Source organism: Aporhodopirellula aestuarii (assembly GCF_023701485.1).
Taxonomy (GTDB): Bacteria; Planctomycetota; Planctomycetia; order Pirellulales; family Pirellulaceae; genus Rhodopirellula; species Rhodopirellula aestuarii.
The window spans coordinates 42,211-56,512 of record NZ_JAMQBK010000063.1 but is presented as its reverse complement, the minus strand read 5'-3'; the positions used below and the strand labels follow the sequence as shown (position 1 = coordinate 56,512).

Sequence of the window (14,302 nt, the reverse complement as noted above, 5' to 3'; positions counted from 1 at the left end):
ACGCGTCGCGACGATTCCAAATGCCTAGTAAAATCCCCCGAGGCAAGCCAGGAGTTGCCTCGAGGTGTGACGACAACGGACCTAGAACTCCTGGTCAATGATTTCGGAATTGGCCCTGGTCCCCAACGCTCCCCACAATCCAAATGGGCTCGGCGAACCAGCAGGCAACTGCTTCGAACTCGGACCAACTTGCGGACTGCTCCGGTCACCCGCGTCGATCGAATCGGTCACAAACTTGACCGCGCCATCGGACATCAGCACATGGCAACCGCCTTGATGGCGACTGCTGGGCGGCAAGATGCCATCGCCCAGATGATTCGACTGCAAACAAACTTCGCTATTGGGCGGCGTGATCGTGGTCATCGCTGTGTAGAAAGGCCGATGCAACGCCCACTTGTAGCCGCGTCGTTCTTCCGTCCCACCGCTAAAGTGCAAATCGGACGGCAGCGTCGCCAGCCAAAATTGAGGCCGCTCGGGATCGATCCCCGGCTGGCATCGTTGAGCCCCGGTCGCGTAGTGCAACGCCGGAGGAGTATAGGTGTTCTTGATATCAACACCTTGGGTGCGAATATCACTATCGCCAAGGTCCGTTATGATTTCACCTGCGCAAATCGTATTGGACAAACCATCCAAGATATCGCGAAACGCCATTTTGTGACGTGTCTTGAAAACGCCTCGGCAACCTTCTCGAGCTTGTTTTTGATGCGTCGTATTCGTGAAAGCGTTGCCATCGGCACTGATCGCACCATCGGCCTGTCGCTCGACGGAATCACCCAAACAACATGCATAGTTCGTCCGCCCTTGCGAAGGCAACCCGAACCCCGGGTCGCTCGGGCAACGGAATGATGTGACGTTCGTAAGGAACGGCGGGTAGGGTGCTTGTGAATGATTATTGAGCGACCGGTACGGCAGCGGACCAAACGGCGGAAACATCGCTGTCCCGCTTTTGGCATCGAGCAACGGCTTGCTCATTTGCTCCCACAATGCCTGCTGTTCAACGAACGGAACGATGCCAACCAACCAACTCAGCTCAAGGCGATTACGACTCGTCGGGACCTGTGCCGCGTTGGTCGCATTGGGATCGGGATTCCATGACCCGATGTCCCCCGTACCCGTTCCATGCGTCGGCAATTGATTGAACGTCGAATGATAATTGTGAATCGCCAACCCAATCTGCTTGAAATTATTGCTGCAACTCATTCGTCTCGCGGCCTCCCGCGCCGACTGCACCGCCGGAAGCAGCAGCCCAACCAAAACGCCAATGATTGCGATCACAACGAGCAACTCAACTAACGTGAACGCTCTCCTAACCTTCGTAAAGTTCATAGTGGCACCATTTAGGGACTCGAAAAAACAGGATAAAAAACAGCCGGCTTCGTGATTGATAAACATCCAACCGCACATGCCAGCTACCGACGCAGTTCCTCCTCCTCTTCTTCCGTCAGCGGCTGCACACCGCCTTCTGGGTGAGCTTCCACGTAGGCGGTAAGCTCATCCAAGTCGGTGATCGCCTCACTCGAACCTGAACCACCACAGCCGACCAAGACCAGCAAAACCATCGTCGACGGAACGAAAATCAACGCGCGCATGAGACCATCCGGAAACGAGAAACGAAGTAAGAAAACGAAGGAACTGCAAACCCAACAAATGCCTCGCCTCAGCGACGGGGTTTTCGGGTTGCGATTCATTGAGGCGGGAAATGAAATGACGCGTACGTCAAGGCGGGGAACCAACGAAAGCGAATACTGTTCGTGAGCGATACTCACTCGAAACAAAACCTCGCCTTGTCAGCTAACGGGACATTCTCTCACCATACCTACTTCCCACCGGACGGAATTATTACGGAAGTTTTGGAATGAATTCTTAAAGTTTCTTCATTCCGCCCCGAGAGAGAGCTGAGCGACGCAATAGTAAGCGTGCGGCGATCGATCCCGCGAAGACAAAAGTCTCGCATCGAAAGTGGGTGACCACACGTGAGATTAGCTAGCTAAACGCAGCCAGAGGTGCACATTTGTCACTGCGCGGCAAACATCGTTTGAGTGAGCGCGACGTGAACATCGTCCACGAATTGCCCGTCGAATTCGATCGCCGGAGGCTCACTGTCGTGTCGCCCCGCCTCCTGATCGCAAACACTGATTTTCACAATCAAGAAACGCGCGTCGGCAGGTAACTGCAAGTCGACTCTGCCCTTGTGCCAGGGATCGACCGATGGCGTCAAATCAAACAGACGCCGCGTCGTTGCCAGGCAAATTCCTGGCGGTGTTTCGTTGGGCGATAGAATGGCGTTCCACTGCAAAACGTCTTCCGGCATCGCACTCAACGCATGCATCTCAAGCCCGCCGCGAAACCGTTTAGGGTCTATGGTCGGTGTGATTGAACTGAACGTTGCGCTGAGGGATGCCACCGCATCCTGTTTCGCCAGGAGTGATGCGTAGGACTGCAAACTGATGACTCGATACACGTCCGAAAAATAACCCACCGCCGGGCTCTTCCCTTCGTAGTCCGCTCGCAAAAAACGCAGCATGCGTTCACCATCAGACGGCTCCACGCCCGCAGCCGCCGTTGCGATTTCCGTATAGTCACCACTCCAAACATCCAGCGTCACCGGAAACCCGGTACTTTGCGGAGCTGGCCCCGTTTCGAAACTCTCATGAATCAACGTGAGAAGGTCACGCGGTTTCACTCCCGTTGCCGCCCAAATTGCCGAAGTGAACAACACCCCCGCCGCGAGCCCCGAGACCGCCGCAGCGAGCGGCCGCATCCACAAACGATTGCCATGACCCGGGAGCTGGGGCCTCAGCAGTTCGCTGGGCACTATCTCCGGATCCGTTCCCACCGAAAGATCACGTAACCCCTCTTCCAGCGTCGCCATCTCGCGAAATCGTGCACGAGCGGAGGGATCGCGTTCAAGCAACTGATTGAGCTCGCCCATGCGTTCCGGCGTGATTCGACCATCAAGGTAATCGCGTATGAGTTCCTGATCGTTCACGGATATTCCCTCGAAGTAGTTTCGTCTTTCAAACCATGCTCCACACACAACCGCAACCCACGGCGAACACGCCAAAGTTCCTGGTACAGAGCGTTGGTTTTCTTGCCAACCGATCGAGCCAAACTTTCAAATGGAGCCCCGGTGCTATACGCCAACGTCACTAAGCGCCGACGCACCTCCGGCAGCTTGTCCAGACAAGTTTGCAACTGATCCAATCGCATTTCACTCAGCGACAACTCCTCCAATGACTCTTCAGCCAACTTGACGAGGACATCTTCATTCAACACCAACCGATCTCGTGCACGGGCACGACGAAAACGGAGGATCTCAAACTTCGCTATCACACAAATCCATCTCGGAAACTCTTCAATGTCGCGAAGCTGATCGAGCTTCTTCCATGCCACCAACGAAACTTCTTGCATGATTTCATCAACGTCGTTTGGGCACGAGACTCCGCTGTTTCGAATGTAGGCGCGGACGACGCGTTCATATTTCGTCAACGCACGAACGTACGGCTCATGTTGCTGAACGTTTTCTGAATCAGTATGCATCGGCATATTTGTTTACCACCGTTCAGTCAGGATTCTTACGCCCGATTTCGGTCCAATTTCAAAAGAAAGAAAACTAACCCGATCCGCCTTCAAAAACTCGCCTTTGGTCCACCTCGCCACTCACTCAAAACAAAGCTTTCGAAACAGACCGGCGACAACGAAGAGTTTTTGCGATGCCGGCCGCTCAAATGCGACCACCGGCGGTCGTCTCTGTCGAACCACAAGATACCCCGTCGCACGGCCAGATGCCTCTTAAACCCCACTCGGGTTGAGGTGACAACTAAGATCGGTCATTCACGAACCACGATTCGCACCGTTCAAGCATTTCGGCTGAAATCAACTCTGTCCCACGCGTCTCATACACACATCAAACGTCAGGGCAACAGACGCAATGAATCTGATCGTACGTACATGTGGGGCCAGGGCATTCCAGACAGTCCGACGATCGGATGGATTGCTGTCGTTGGGCGATTCGTTCCAAGAATCTTGGCCGCAACTGCGATAGCTTCATCAAGCTCCGCCGCCTCAATCGAAAAGACAGCCTGCCAGATGAGCCTTTGTTTCATCCGGGCTGAGTCCTCGCGCGCCCCCATCCCACTCATCCGGCAAAAAAGCGTTGTCGTATGACTAGATCAACCAAACGCACTTCATTGAACTACCTGAACGACTAGCGACCATCAAAGGCTTTTTGCAGCGTCGCGACGTCCATTTTCGTCATTTTCCATAACGCCTCGAACATCCGCTGCAGAGCAACCGGATCGTCACTCGCCAGCCACTGCTGAACCTCCGTCGGCTGGATTTGCCAAGCGACTCCGAATCGATCCCTCAGCCACCCACACGCGACCTCGGATCCGCCGTCGGCAGTCAACCCGGACCAGATCGTATCGATTTCTTCTTGCGAATCACACCAAACGGCCAACGACAATGCTTCGGTAAAGGTCCAGTCCTGCCCCGCATTGAGTGTGACAAAGTTCATGCCGCAGATCTCAAACTCCACTGTCAAGACAGCACCGTCGGACGGATTTTTGACGTGGCGAATCAGCTTGCCGTCGGGAAAAACCGAGACATAGAAGTTCGCCGCTTCTTCGGCACGATCGGTGAACGAGAGAAACGGTGTGATGCGCTGTCGGATTTGCATGAGATCTGATTCACAAATGAGGTTGGTTAGCGTTCTCCCGAGTTGTCGAACGAGAACGTCCGCGATCGACAATAAATCGTAACCGTTCACATCATTGCGCGTGGCAGCCTTTGTCGCCTGACATCACGACGCCGGCTTTTTCCAGAACTCGGAGAGAATCGGCTAAATGGTACGGATACAAAAATGAGATCATGAACTTGTACGCAAACCGCCCAACAAGGTATCCTGCAACCTTTAGGTTGCACATATCCCCTCTCCCAAATGGCAAAAATGTCATGAACAAAAGCACGACCGATCGGATCGAAAAGCAGATTGAAATCGACGCACCCGTTTCGCGAGTCTGGCAATCGATTACGGATTCCCAAGAGTTCGGTCAGTGGTTCAGGGTCAATCTGGAAGGGCCCTTTGTTGTTGGTGAAGTGACACGCGGACAAATCACGTACCCTGGTTACGAGCATGTCACCATGGAAGTGATCGTCGAGGCGATCGAACCGGACGATCGATTCGCGTTCTGGTGGCGTCCTTATGCCATCGATCCCAACGTCGACTATTCCGCGGAGCCGCGAACGCTGGTCGAGTTCACGCTCGAACCGACCGCCACCGGCACCCTGGTCCGCGTGAGCGAATCAGGCTTTGACGGCATCCCCGCGCACCGTCGCGACGAAGCATTTCGCATGAACGACGGCGGTTGGGCTGCTCAGGTGGTCAACGTTCGCGACCATGTTCACGCAAACCCTTGATCTGACCGAGTCCAGTTTGCGATCGACGCTGCGCGACGACATCGATGGCGTTGAAAGCAGTCGGAAACACCCCAACTGAGCGAACCGGCCCTCGATCTCTCGTACTCGGTCGAACGTTTTCCCTCCACAAGATGCGGCTGATTCTCAATCGTTCAGGCAGAGAATCGAACAACGGATTTGGCATATGCGCCCTCCACAAAAGTTTTCCAGTGATCCGCCCCACAGTTTGTGGCCTGTTGTCGAGAAAGGTCTTTGACGCGGCACGAGAAGTGCAAAACGCACCTGCGTCCGTGCCATTCAAATTCCCAAGAACTCCACAACCAAGGAAAACAAACCATGTCACTTGATGCACTCGCCGATGCTTTTTATGACGAACTTCGAGACCTGTTCAGCGCCGAAAAACAGCTCACCAAAGCTCTTCCCAAGATGGTGAAAAATGCATCTTCGGAAGAACTGCGAAAGGCATTCGAAAGTCACCTTGCTGAAACTGAGGAACACGTCCAACGTGTCGAGAAAGCCTTCGAGGAAACCGGCAAGGCAGCACGTGCCAAGACCTGCGAAGCCATGAAGGGTTTGATCGAAGAGGCCGATGAACTGATGGAAAAGGATGGCGACGCATCGGTCAAAGATGCGTTGATGATCGCGGCCGCTCAAAAGGTGGAACACTACGAAATCGCGACCTACGGCACTCTTTGCACATGGGCGGAAGTGCTGGGTTACCAAAACGCACTTGGTCTTCTAAAAGAGAACATGTCCGATGAAGAAGCTGCCGACGAGAAGCTTTCTGAACTCGCCAAGACAATCAATCTGGAAGCTGCGTCTGCAAAAAAAAACTAAGTCCGCCGACGGATCGCGTCCCATCCGATGCCGCAATTCATCATGCGTATTGGATGAGACGGCGATCCATCAATCAGCAATTCCCGCTCCTCACCGGCGACCACCAGACGGACGTGTTGGTCATCGGTGGAGGAATCACCGGACTGAGCACCGCTCTGGAACTGCTGTCGCGAGGTGTGAAGGTAACCGTTTGTGAGGCTAACACGATCGGTGCAGGAACAACCGGTGGCAGCAGCGGTCACCTGGACGCCCATCCCGAACAGGGGCCGAGTCGATTGATCGAACAGTTGGGTGCCGAAGGCGCAAAATCATTGACTGAGGCTCGGCTGCGGGCCATTGATCTCATCGAAAAGCGATGCGACGAATCCTGCTCGTTCGGTCGTGTGCCCGCCTATTTCTACACCGAACGCCGCGAGAATCTTGATGCGATCTGTAACAGTTTTCAGGATGCGAAGAAGATCGGTCTCGATGCGAACTGGATGGAAAACGTCCCGATCAGCCGAGCGATTGTTGGATATCAGATCAACCACATGGCAAAAATCGATTGCTTGGCTTACGTTAAACGACTCGCGGCGCTCGTTGCCGAATACGGCGGTCGCATCTTCGAACACACGATGGTCAGCGGTCCCGTCGAAGCCAAACCGTCGTCGCTCCAGACGTCCGGCGGCACCGTTGCGTTTGATCAGGTTGTGTGTGCCGTCCACTGCAATTACACCAATTCGCAGCGTCTCTATCTCCAAACGCCGGCGTACCAGTCGTATGTCATCGCGGCAAAGGTGCGCGCCGCACTACCCGATGCGTTGTTCTGGGACGATTCAGACCCGTACCACTATGTCAGACGCGCGACTGCAGATGGCCGAACCATACTGGTCGGCGGTCAGGATCATCGTACCGGCAATGGCGATGAACCCGTTGCCCTTCGAGCACTCGAATCGTGGACCCGAGAGAGGTTCGATGTCGAAGAAATCGTGTCGCAATGGAGTGCCGAATTGTTCGAACCCAGCGACGGATTGCCGTTCATCGGAAAAGTTGCAGGGACGGAAAACGTTTGGATCGCGACCGGATTGAGCGGAATCGGTTTGACACTCGGAACGGTTTCCGCATCCATGATCGCCGATCTGATGGAAGGAAAACAACATCCATTGGAAGACCATCTTTCACCCGCTCGAACACCAATCGGATCGGTATCGACCGTTGTCGCCGAGCAGCTTCCCGCGGCGATGAATTTTGCTCAGCGTATTTGGCCTGCCCAGAGTGTGGATGTCGAGCAATTATCCGCTGGCGAGGGAACGGTTGGCAAACTTCACGACAAACACACCGCCGTCTGTCGCGACCAAACAGGGTGCGTCCACAAGCTCAGCCCCATCTGCACCCACATGGGCGGTGTATTGCGTTGGAACCCCGTCGAACAAACCTGGGACTGTCCCGTCCACGGCGGTCGATTTGCAGCCGACGGGAAACGTCTCTATGGCCCTCCCGAAACGGATCTTGATGAAGCGTAATCAGTCATTGGAAGCAACGGTTGAGGTACGCGGCGAAACGCGGCGGGGTCGTTGACTTACAAATCCGATACGTAGTTGAAGGATCCCATTGCTCCGCTCGCTTGCGTCTTCTGTAGCGAGGCAAGCTGCGATGAGCACATCACGCGACGAACGAATTGACGACTTCCGATATCGGAAGCGTGACGATATGGCACAGAGATTGCGTATTCGTCTGTGGGTGCTAAGTCAGCACTCACGAGTCGTACTCGACTCGAGTTGTATTTCCCCACACGTTGGAAACTAGGACAAATGATGATTCAAAAAACAGCGATGTTCGCACTTGCCACGATGACAACTTGGAGCTTCAGTGCAATCGACGCGGACGCGGGCCACCGTCACCGCCTCTTCGGAAACCACCACCATGCAGGTTATGCGACCAACGCATGCTGCGGTTCCCAAACTCACGCAACTTACTCGACAAACTATGCACCGGCGTACACGTCGCATGCGGTGCAAACAACGCACGCCTACGCCCCTCAGGGTTGCGGCGGCTCAAACCAGATCGGCACGCAACACTACGACGGTCAAGCCTATCAACAATCAGGCACGTATCAACAGTCAGGCACCAGTGTTCATGACGGCCAGATCTACGATGCACCCGCTGCCATGGACCCGCACTCGGCCAGCCAGAGCAATGGCATCCAAGGCAATCGCCACCAGGCCAACTATGGGAACGCTGACGCGGACGTGAATGTTGGCACCGATCAAGGTGCCAACAATAACGCCGGCGTCCGTGGCAATTTGAACGCGGATGTCAACGCCAACACGGGCGTGAACGCGAATACGGGTATCAATGCCAATACGGGTGTGAATGCGAACACTGGTGTGAATGCCAACACGGGTATCAATGCGAATCGGAGCGGAGACGCCAACGCTCGTGCTAACGTCCGTGCTAACGGACTCGATTCTGACATCAATGCCGAAGGCAATCTAAACACAGATCGAAACGGCGGCCTGGATGCCAATATCCGTTCGAACACCGACGCCGAGATCGCTCCGTCTACGAGCGGCAACACGCAACTCGATGTCGATGCTGGTGGTGCCGGCGACATCACACCATCTGGATTCTAGATCCATCCACCGCGAACGAAGCGGAGATGGCCTCACCTTCACGCACGTATTCTCGGATACGTGCGTTTTTTCGTTTGACGACACGAAAGCGTTGTCTCACCTGAGGTCTTGGGTTGCTCGAACCGGAAGGCTCGCGACCTAACGTCAAAAGTCCTAGCGGAACGGCGCAAGCCGTCCGGTCTCACACCCATTTTCAATGCATAAAGCACTGAGTAAGCAGCGACACTTTTCATGTCGTGGAATCTCCACGGCACCGAAAGCGGGTAGCACATCTCATCCTCAGTCTCGGGGGACGTCGATTGTATTACTGAAGGATTTCAAATGCAGCGGAACGGCGCGAGCCGTCCGGTGACTCGGGACCGGACGGCTCGCGCCGTTCCGCTAAAAAAGGGCACTAAAACAATCAACGTCCCGAGCGACCGAGCTACGTGAATTGTGACGATGGTAAATAGTGACGCTGTCCAGCTAACGTGGCGGGCAACCGTGAACTCTTTCTTTCAACGAGACGAGCCAGCGAGCTGCTCGTCTACAAAAGCGGCGGCAATACGAACATTCGCATCACCGCCACTTTTCTCTGCGTGGGATTACAGCCGGACTCAACGAGGTTTGTTGATTCGGGTATTCACGCGGTCGTACGCATCCATCGCGGCGGGGCGGGCTTCTTCCCAAGTCATGTACTGGGCCCCACCTTCGTTTTCCCACCGTTGGCGGGCGATCGCTTCTCGCGTCACCCACTCCTCGTTCGCGTCCGCATCGAAGGCTTCCCAACCCGCCTGATACGCGGGCTGATATTGATCGTATCCGTACGCATCATTGTAGTAGGGACGCTGAGAATGCGTCTCTTCCCAATATGCCGATTCAACGGTCGGATCAATGTTCTCTGCGACGGCCTTCCCTGCGTACCCACCTGCTACTCCACCCACGATCGCACCGGCCACCGTTCCAACCGGACCGGCAACGGATCCCGCTGCGGCCCCCGCGGCAGCTCCGCCGAGTGCGGCGCCCACGCCCGTTCCAACTGGATGCGATCCGGCCGCCCCGGTGATCGGGTCCTCATTTCGAAGTTCTTCACGAGTCTCTTCATTCTTCGTTTTCTTTACCGACATATTTCTGATTCCTTAAGTGGGGAAATGGCAATCAAAACGTACCGATCGCATAACCGGAACGCCGTCAAAGACGACCGCTTGCCAAGAACAACCGAGATAGCATTTGTCATGCCGCCGTTTCGGATCGGCGCGGGACTTGCTTACCCCGCTCTACAACAATCTGACCTGTCCCTCTCCGGCCTTAGCCCCTATGAACACGATCACCAAGCTCGCCGTCGCCGCAACCGCTGGATTCGCCGGCGTTGAGATTGCAAAACGCCTTGTGCGACGAAGTCGAGACTTTGATTGGCAAGGAAAACGCGTGGTTGTGACCGGCGGCTCGCGAGGTCTAGGCTTGGTCATCGCCCGACAGCTAGCCGATCGGGGTGCTCGAATCGCGATCACCGCGAGAAACAAAACCAACCTTGCAAACGCGGCTTCCGATCTTCGCCAGCGGGGAGCAGATGTGATCGCTCATCCATGTGACGTTCGCGATCCCGAACAAGTTTCCGAATTCATCGATCGAGTTACTGAACAATTTGGCGGCGTAGATGTTCTCTTCAACGTCGCCGGGATCATCACCGTCGGTCCGCTAGAATCGATGACGCCAGATGACTTTCGCGATTCGATGCAGACCAACTGCTGGGGTGCGTTGCATACGTCCATGAAAGTCATTCCTCTGATGCGAAATGCTGGATGGGGACGGATCGTCAACATCGCGTCCATCGGCGGCAAACGAGCCGTCCCTCACATGTTGCCCTATGCGGCGAGCAAGTTCGCACTCGTCGGTTTGTCCAACGGGATGCGTGCGGAACTCAAACACGAAAACATTTTTGTCACGACGGCCTGTCCCGGATTGATGCGAACCGGTAGTCCACGTCATGCCATTTTCAAAGGGCAGCATCGTAAGGAATACGCATGGTTCAGCATCGGCGATTCCCTGCCAATGATCTCAATGGATGTGGAAACCGCCGCAGAGCAAATCCTTACGGCTTGCCGGCAAGGCCGCGGTGAAGTGTTCATCCACAGCCCGATGAACATCACCATCGCCCTCCAAAACCTCTTTCCCGAACTAACCAATGACCTACTCGCCCGAGTCGCGACAGTGCTCCCCAAAATGGGAGGCATCGGCCAGCAATCCGCGAAGGGTCACGAGAGCGAATCGATCTGGTCGCCGTCCGTTCTCACCACGCTGACCCAGGAATCTGCGGCCGCGAACAACCAATACTGAATCGTCCTCCACTTCGAAGGAAACCAATGATGTTGCCCGCCACCAACCGACGTGCCGAAAACCATACCAGCGAAGAGATCAATCGCGAAATTGCACGCCAAACCCAACAGCGGATCGCCTACTACACGACGAAATCCCCACAAGAGATTTCTGAAAGGATTCGTGAACTCGATTACGAATGGGACATCGAACGTGCATTGGAATCCAATGCATCCGCACTTGCCTTTTCCGGCATCGTGCTCGCCGCGACGGTGAACAAGAAATGGCTCATTCTACCGGGCTTGGTCACGGGGTTTCTGTTTCAACACGCGTTGCAAGGTTGGTGTCCACCCTTACCTATTCTCAGAAGATTGGGTTTCCGCACTGCCGCCGAAATCAACGAAGAGCGATACGCGCTGAAGGCACTTCGTGGCGACTTTGAACGGATCATCTCACGCGATGGCGTCTACGGAGACCATCACGCCGCCTTCGCCGCGGCACAACAATAGTCCCGGAGTTTCCTTCGCCACTATCCGCTTTCCCGTTGATATTTCGCCATCATGACCGATCCAACCGCAACTCTTCGCCGACGAGATTTTTGGACACGAGCCCTTGCCGTGGTGAGAGAATGGTTATCGCATCCGTCTCAGGTAGCGTCAGTGATTCCGAGTTTCCCATCGCTGACCCGCACGATTGCCAAACGCGATTGCATTCGAAGCGCGCGGCAAATGGTCGACCTCGGCCCGGGAACCGGTGGCACCACCGAACGCCTGCTCGACACCGCTCGCCACGACTGCCGCGTCTTAGCCATTGAAAAAACGTCTGGATTCATCGAGACGCTTAACGCAATCGGCGATCCGCGACTTACCGTCGTTCAGGACGATGTCGTGGGTCTTGAACGCATTCTGCTCATGCACGAAATGAAATCGCCTGACGTCATTATCTCGGGAATTCCGTTCTCGTCACTTGACGCTGACACGGCTCAATCGGCGATGAAGGCGATTTATCGAACACTCGGCGATGGCGGGACGTTCATCGCCTACCAGTTGAGAGGGCACGTCGCTGAATACGCTCGCCCTTTATTCGGTGAACCCGTAGCCGTTCAATATGTCCTCTTGAATCTCCCACCGCTGCGAATATTCACGTGGCAAAAACCAAGCTCCCACGCCGCACCCTAACGCCGAGCGGGATCTGCTATATCGTCCATTCACCGCCATGCGTGGAAAACAACGAAACACTATTCGTCCGTCCATCTCTATCACGAGCGTTAAGCAGACGCCACTTTGCTCTATTGTTACGGCAGCAGTTTTGATGTTTTCACGTATGCAGTTTGCGACGCTGGTTTTGCACCTGAGAGTGGCGACAGATCAACAGGACGCCGCCACTTCGATCGTTCAATAGGCATCGAAAGTGTTGTGGGTGCGTTATTTGCGAACAATGCATTGGTAACCCGAAGCTTGAGCGATGGATTCTTCGTAACTCCTTCCCTCGCTTACGCTTCGAGTTACCTTTTGCTCGAAAGTGGCGCTGTCCAGTTAAGGTATCCGGATCATTCAAAAAAGCTGCTGTGACTCTTCGTGATATCCACCCCGTGTAACTCACGAACACGGTTGCGTATCGCGATTTGACAATCGCTCGATGCTCTCCCTACGATCCCGACCCCCACCTCAATCGCCCCGCCCATGAAAATGCGAAACCGTTCTTTATTCTCGTCCGTCACCTTTGGCTTGATCTTCACATCGTTGATCACACCCCGAGCGCATGTCGCTGCCAACGAGGTTACTTTGCAAGGGATTGTTCGAGACACCAGCGACAACATTCTTCCCGGTGTCGCCATCGCTGTTATTGGAACCAACGCGACTGCTGTGACCGACGAAAATGGCAAGTTTTCATTCTCGGTAACCGCCCCCGAACAGGTTCAACTGGAGCTGAGCAAAGAGGGATATCTCGAAGCAGAGTTGTCCGTTTCGGACCCGACGCAGCCCATCGAAGCCGCACTCGCTGCGCTGACCGATGACACAGGCTTGATCCGACATACGGCAATGATTTCGATGTCGCATAGCTTGATCGAGATTCGGCGCGACACCAAACAATATAAGAATCGGCCAATGACCGATGAACTCTACCAAGAGATCGTGAGCCGATATGGAGAAAAACCCGCCGAGGAAGCGGTCTTCCGAATCTACCTTCCACCGCGTGTCCCCAAGATCAATGGGTTGTTGCTGATCTCCGAACACGGCGTCGGTGGCGCCATGATGGAACATGACCTCGTTAGAGAATTTGCCGATCGACATCACGTGGCGTTGATTGGTGTACTCGGCAATGCCATTCAACGCGGAATCTATCCTGCCAGCGCTCTGGATAGCATCTTGGTCGACATTGCTGATCGCGTGAATCATCCCGAGATCACCTCTGCCCCCGTCTTCACGTTCGGTCACTCCAACGGAACAGGTTTCTCAGCCTCGTACGCCGCAATGCGTCCCGACCGCGTGATCGGTTGGGTCTCCTTTCATTCAGGCGGCAGCTGGCATCTTGTGTTCCCCGGCGTTGAAAACGTGCCCGGACTCGTGATGCATGGCAACAAAGATAGCTATTTCGATCAAGGGCAAGCTCCCGCGATTGAAGACCTGCGGGTGCAACGTGACGCTCCCGTTGCACTTTTGGTTGACGGTGAAGGTGGACACTGGCCACGCAAACGCGAAGCGACTTTCGCTCTCGTGCTCGCCTTCTACGAATCGTGCTTGCGGATCCGTGTTGATGGCCGCGACCCAAACATCACTACGAAAACGTGGCCTGTCGCTCCGCTAAAACCCGCGGTCATCCAACGAGGCTGGTTAGGAAGCACCTACGATCGCAGCGTTGGCGGCATGCAAAAACTTGATATCGCCCGCTACAACGACTACCAAGGTGATCGAAGGAAAGCCAACTGGCTTCCCGATGAAACGTTTGCCGAAGCGTGGCAAAATTATGGAGAGACACTCGACCTATCGGGCAGTCGGTTTGCTCAATAGCGATTCGCCGTCGCCACACCCAACGTTGATCGTAAGCCCCAAAGTTACGGAAATCGTCACGACTACCGGGGCAAGATCTGCGAGTCGAAATTCTTGACGCGATCCGCTATCACAGCCGATTGCCGCCTG

The 14,302-nt window shown here is 54.9% G+C and carries 15 protein-coding genes; 8 read left to right on the top strand and 7 right to left on the bottom strand.

Features of this window, described 5'->3' with window-relative positions; translation table 11 throughout:
- Positions 1-81 precede the first annotated feature (81 nt).
- The 5 genes from NB063_RS23775 to NB063_RS23755 all read right to left on the bottom strand — a co-directional run bounded on the left by NB063_RS23775 (position 82) and on the right by NB063_RS23755 (position 4,678).
- Complete coding sequence (locus tag NB063_RS23775; protein WP_250931403.1) at positions 82-1,326, bottom strand: DUF1559 domain-containing protein; 1,245 nt, start codon at positions 1,324-1,326, stop codon at positions 82-84.
- 83 nt (positions 1,327-1,409) lie between these two features.
- Entirely contained in the window at positions 1,410-1,589 is a 180-nt protein-coding gene (locus tag NB063_RS23770) for a hypothetical protein (RefSeq protein WP_250931402.1), read from the bottom strand.
- Between the two features lie 425 nt (positions 1,590-2,014).
- On the bottom strand, positions 2,015-2,989 hold the full coding sequence (locus NB063_RS23765; RefSeq protein ID WP_250931401.1) for an anti-sigma factor family protein: 975 nt from the start codon (positions 2,987-2,989) through the stop codon (positions 2,015-2,017).
- Positions 2,986-3,540: a sigma-70 family RNA polymerase sigma factor gene (locus NB063_RS23760; RefSeq protein WP_250931400.1), complete on the bottom strand. Its 555-nt coding sequence runs from the start codon at positions 3,538-3,540 to the stop codon at positions 2,986-2,988. Before NB063_RS23760 ends, NB063_RS23765 begins: the two co-directional genes overlap by 4 nt.
- A 667-nt stretch (positions 3,541-4,207) precedes the next feature.
- Positions 4,208-4,678: a VOC family protein gene (locus NB063_RS23755; protein ID WP_250931399.1), complete on the bottom strand. Its 471-nt coding sequence runs from the start codon at positions 4,676-4,678 to the stop codon at positions 4,208-4,210.
- 275 nt (positions 4,679-4,953) lie between these two features.
- Here NB063_RS23755 and NB063_RS23750 point away from each other — a divergent pair, with 275 nt between their 5' ends.
- From NB063_RS23750 to NB063_RS23740, 3 genes are all read left to right on the top strand, one after another.
- Positions 4,954-5,418, top strand: coding sequence for an SRPBCC family protein (locus NB063_RS23750; RefSeq protein ID WP_250931398.1), 465 nt, complete (start codon positions 4,954-4,956; stop codon positions 5,416-5,418).
- 336 nt (positions 5,419-5,754) lie between these two features.
- Positions 5,755-6,255: a YciE/YciF ferroxidase family protein gene (locus tag NB063_RS23745; RefSeq protein WP_250931397.1), complete on the top strand. Its 501-nt coding sequence runs from the start codon at positions 5,755-5,757 to the stop codon at positions 6,253-6,255.
- Positions 6,256-6,308: 53 nt separating this feature from the next.
- Positions 6,309-7,757 (top strand): FAD-dependent oxidoreductase, encoded by a 1,449-nt coding sequence (locus NB063_RS23740; RefSeq protein WP_250931396.1) that lies wholly within the window; start codon positions 6,309-6,311, stop codon positions 7,755-7,757.
- A gap of 56 nt (positions 7,758-7,813) precedes the next feature.
- On the opposite strand, the gene NB063_RS23735 is transcribed toward NB063_RS23740, so the two are convergent.
- Positions 7,814-7,993: a hypothetical protein gene (locus NB063_RS23735; protein ID WP_250931395.1), complete on the bottom strand. Its 180-nt coding sequence runs from the start codon at positions 7,991-7,993 to the stop codon at positions 7,814-7,816.
- A gap of 52 nt (positions 7,994-8,045) precedes the next feature.
- On the opposite strand from NB063_RS23735, the gene NB063_RS23730 reads away from it, so the two are divergent.
- Positions 8,046-8,867, top strand: a complete 822-nt coding sequence (locus tag NB063_RS23730) for a hypothetical protein (protein WP_250931394.1) — start codon at positions 8,046-8,048, stop codon at positions 8,865-8,867.
- 596 nt (positions 8,868-9,463) lie between these two features.
- Here the strand turns inward: NB063_RS23730 and NB063_RS23725 are convergent.
- On the bottom strand, positions 9,464-9,973 hold the full coding sequence (locus tag NB063_RS23725; RefSeq protein ID WP_250931393.1) for a hypothetical protein: 510 nt from the start codon (positions 9,971-9,973) through the stop codon (positions 9,464-9,466).
- A gap of 190 nt (positions 9,974-10,163) precedes the next feature.
- Between NB063_RS23725 and NB063_RS23720 the strand changes: the two genes are divergently transcribed.
- The 4 genes from NB063_RS23720 (at position 10,164) to NB063_RS23705 (ending at position 14,173) form a co-directional block, all read left to right on the top strand.
- On the top strand, positions 10,164-11,183 hold the full coding sequence (locus tag NB063_RS23720; RefSeq protein WP_250931392.1) for an SDR family NAD(P)-dependent oxidoreductase: 1,020 nt from the start codon (positions 10,164-10,166) through the stop codon (positions 11,181-11,183).
- A 26-nt stretch (positions 11,184-11,209) separates the two neighbouring features.
- The gene (locus tag NB063_RS23715) at positions 11,210-11,671 is read left to right on the top strand and encodes a hypothetical protein (RefSeq protein ID WP_250931391.1); all 462 of its coding nucleotides are present in this window, start codon (positions 11,210-11,212) and stop codon (positions 11,669-11,671) included.
- A 51-nt stretch (positions 11,672-11,722) separates the two neighbouring features.
- A complete protein-coding gene (locus tag NB063_RS23710) occupies positions 11,723-12,340 on the top strand; it encodes a class I SAM-dependent methyltransferase (protein WP_250931390.1) in 618 nt (205 codons plus the stop codon).
- Positions 12,341-12,844: 504 nt separating this feature from the next.
- The gene (locus NB063_RS23705; protein WP_250931389.1) at positions 12,845-14,173 is read left to right on the top strand and encodes a carboxypeptidase regulatory-like domain-containing protein; all 1,329 of its coding nucleotides are present in this window, start codon (positions 12,845-12,847) and stop codon (positions 14,171-14,173) included.
- Positions 14,174-14,302: the final 129 nt, after the last annotated feature.

What these genes read in the sequence shown, in the direction of transcription:
- NB063_RS23775 (WP_250931403.1), bottom strand. Translation starts at nt 1,326, where the DNA reads ATGAACTTTACGAAGGTTAGGAGAGCGTTCACGTTAGTTGAGTTGCTC.
- NB063_RS23770 (WP_250931402.1), bottom strand. Translation starts at nt 1,589, where the DNA reads ATGCGCGCGTTGATTTTCGTTCCGTCGACGATGGTTTTGCTGGTCTTG.
- NB063_RS23760 (WP_250931400.1), bottom strand. Translation starts at nt 3,540, where the DNA reads ATGCATACTGATTCAGAAAACGTTCAGCAACATGAGCCGTACGTTCGT.
- NB063_RS23755 (WP_250931399.1), bottom strand. Translation starts at nt 4,678, where the DNA reads ATGCAAATCCGACAGCGCATCACACCGTTTCTCTCGTTCACCGATCGT.
- NB063_RS23750 (WP_250931398.1), top strand. Translation starts at nt 4,954, where the DNA reads ATGAACAAAAGCACGACCGATCGGATCGAAAAGCAGATTGAAATCGAC.
- NB063_RS23745 (WP_250931397.1), top strand. Translation starts at nt 5,755, where the DNA reads ATGTCACTTGATGCACTCGCCGATGCTTTTTATGACGAACTTCGAGAC.
- NB063_RS23740 (WP_250931396.1), top strand. Translation starts at nt 6,309, where the DNA reads ATGAGACGGCGATCCATCAATCAGCAATTCCCGCTCCTCACCGGCGAC.
- NB063_RS23730 (WP_250931394.1), top strand. Translation starts at nt 8,046, where the DNA reads ATGATGATTCAAAAAACAGCGATGTTCGCACTTGCCACGATGACAACT.
- NB063_RS23725 (WP_250931393.1), bottom strand. Translation starts at nt 9,973, where the DNA reads ATGTCGGTAAAGAAAACGAAGAATGAAGAGACTCGTGAAGAACTTCGA.
- NB063_RS23720 (WP_250931392.1), top strand. Translation starts at nt 10,164, where the DNA reads ATGAACACGATCACCAAGCTCGCCGTCGCCGCAACCGCTGGATTCGCC.
- NB063_RS23715 (WP_250931391.1), top strand. Translation starts at nt 11,210, where the DNA reads ATGATGTTGCCCGCCACCAACCGACGTGCCGAAAACCATACCAGCGAA.
- NB063_RS23710 (WP_250931390.1), top strand. Translation starts at nt 11,723, where the DNA reads ATGACCGATCCAACCGCAACTCTTCGCCGACGAGATTTTTGGACACGA.
- NB063_RS23705 (WP_250931389.1), top strand. Translation starts at nt 12,845, where the DNA reads ATGAAAATGCGAAACCGTTCTTTATTCTCGTCCGTCACCTTTGGCTTG.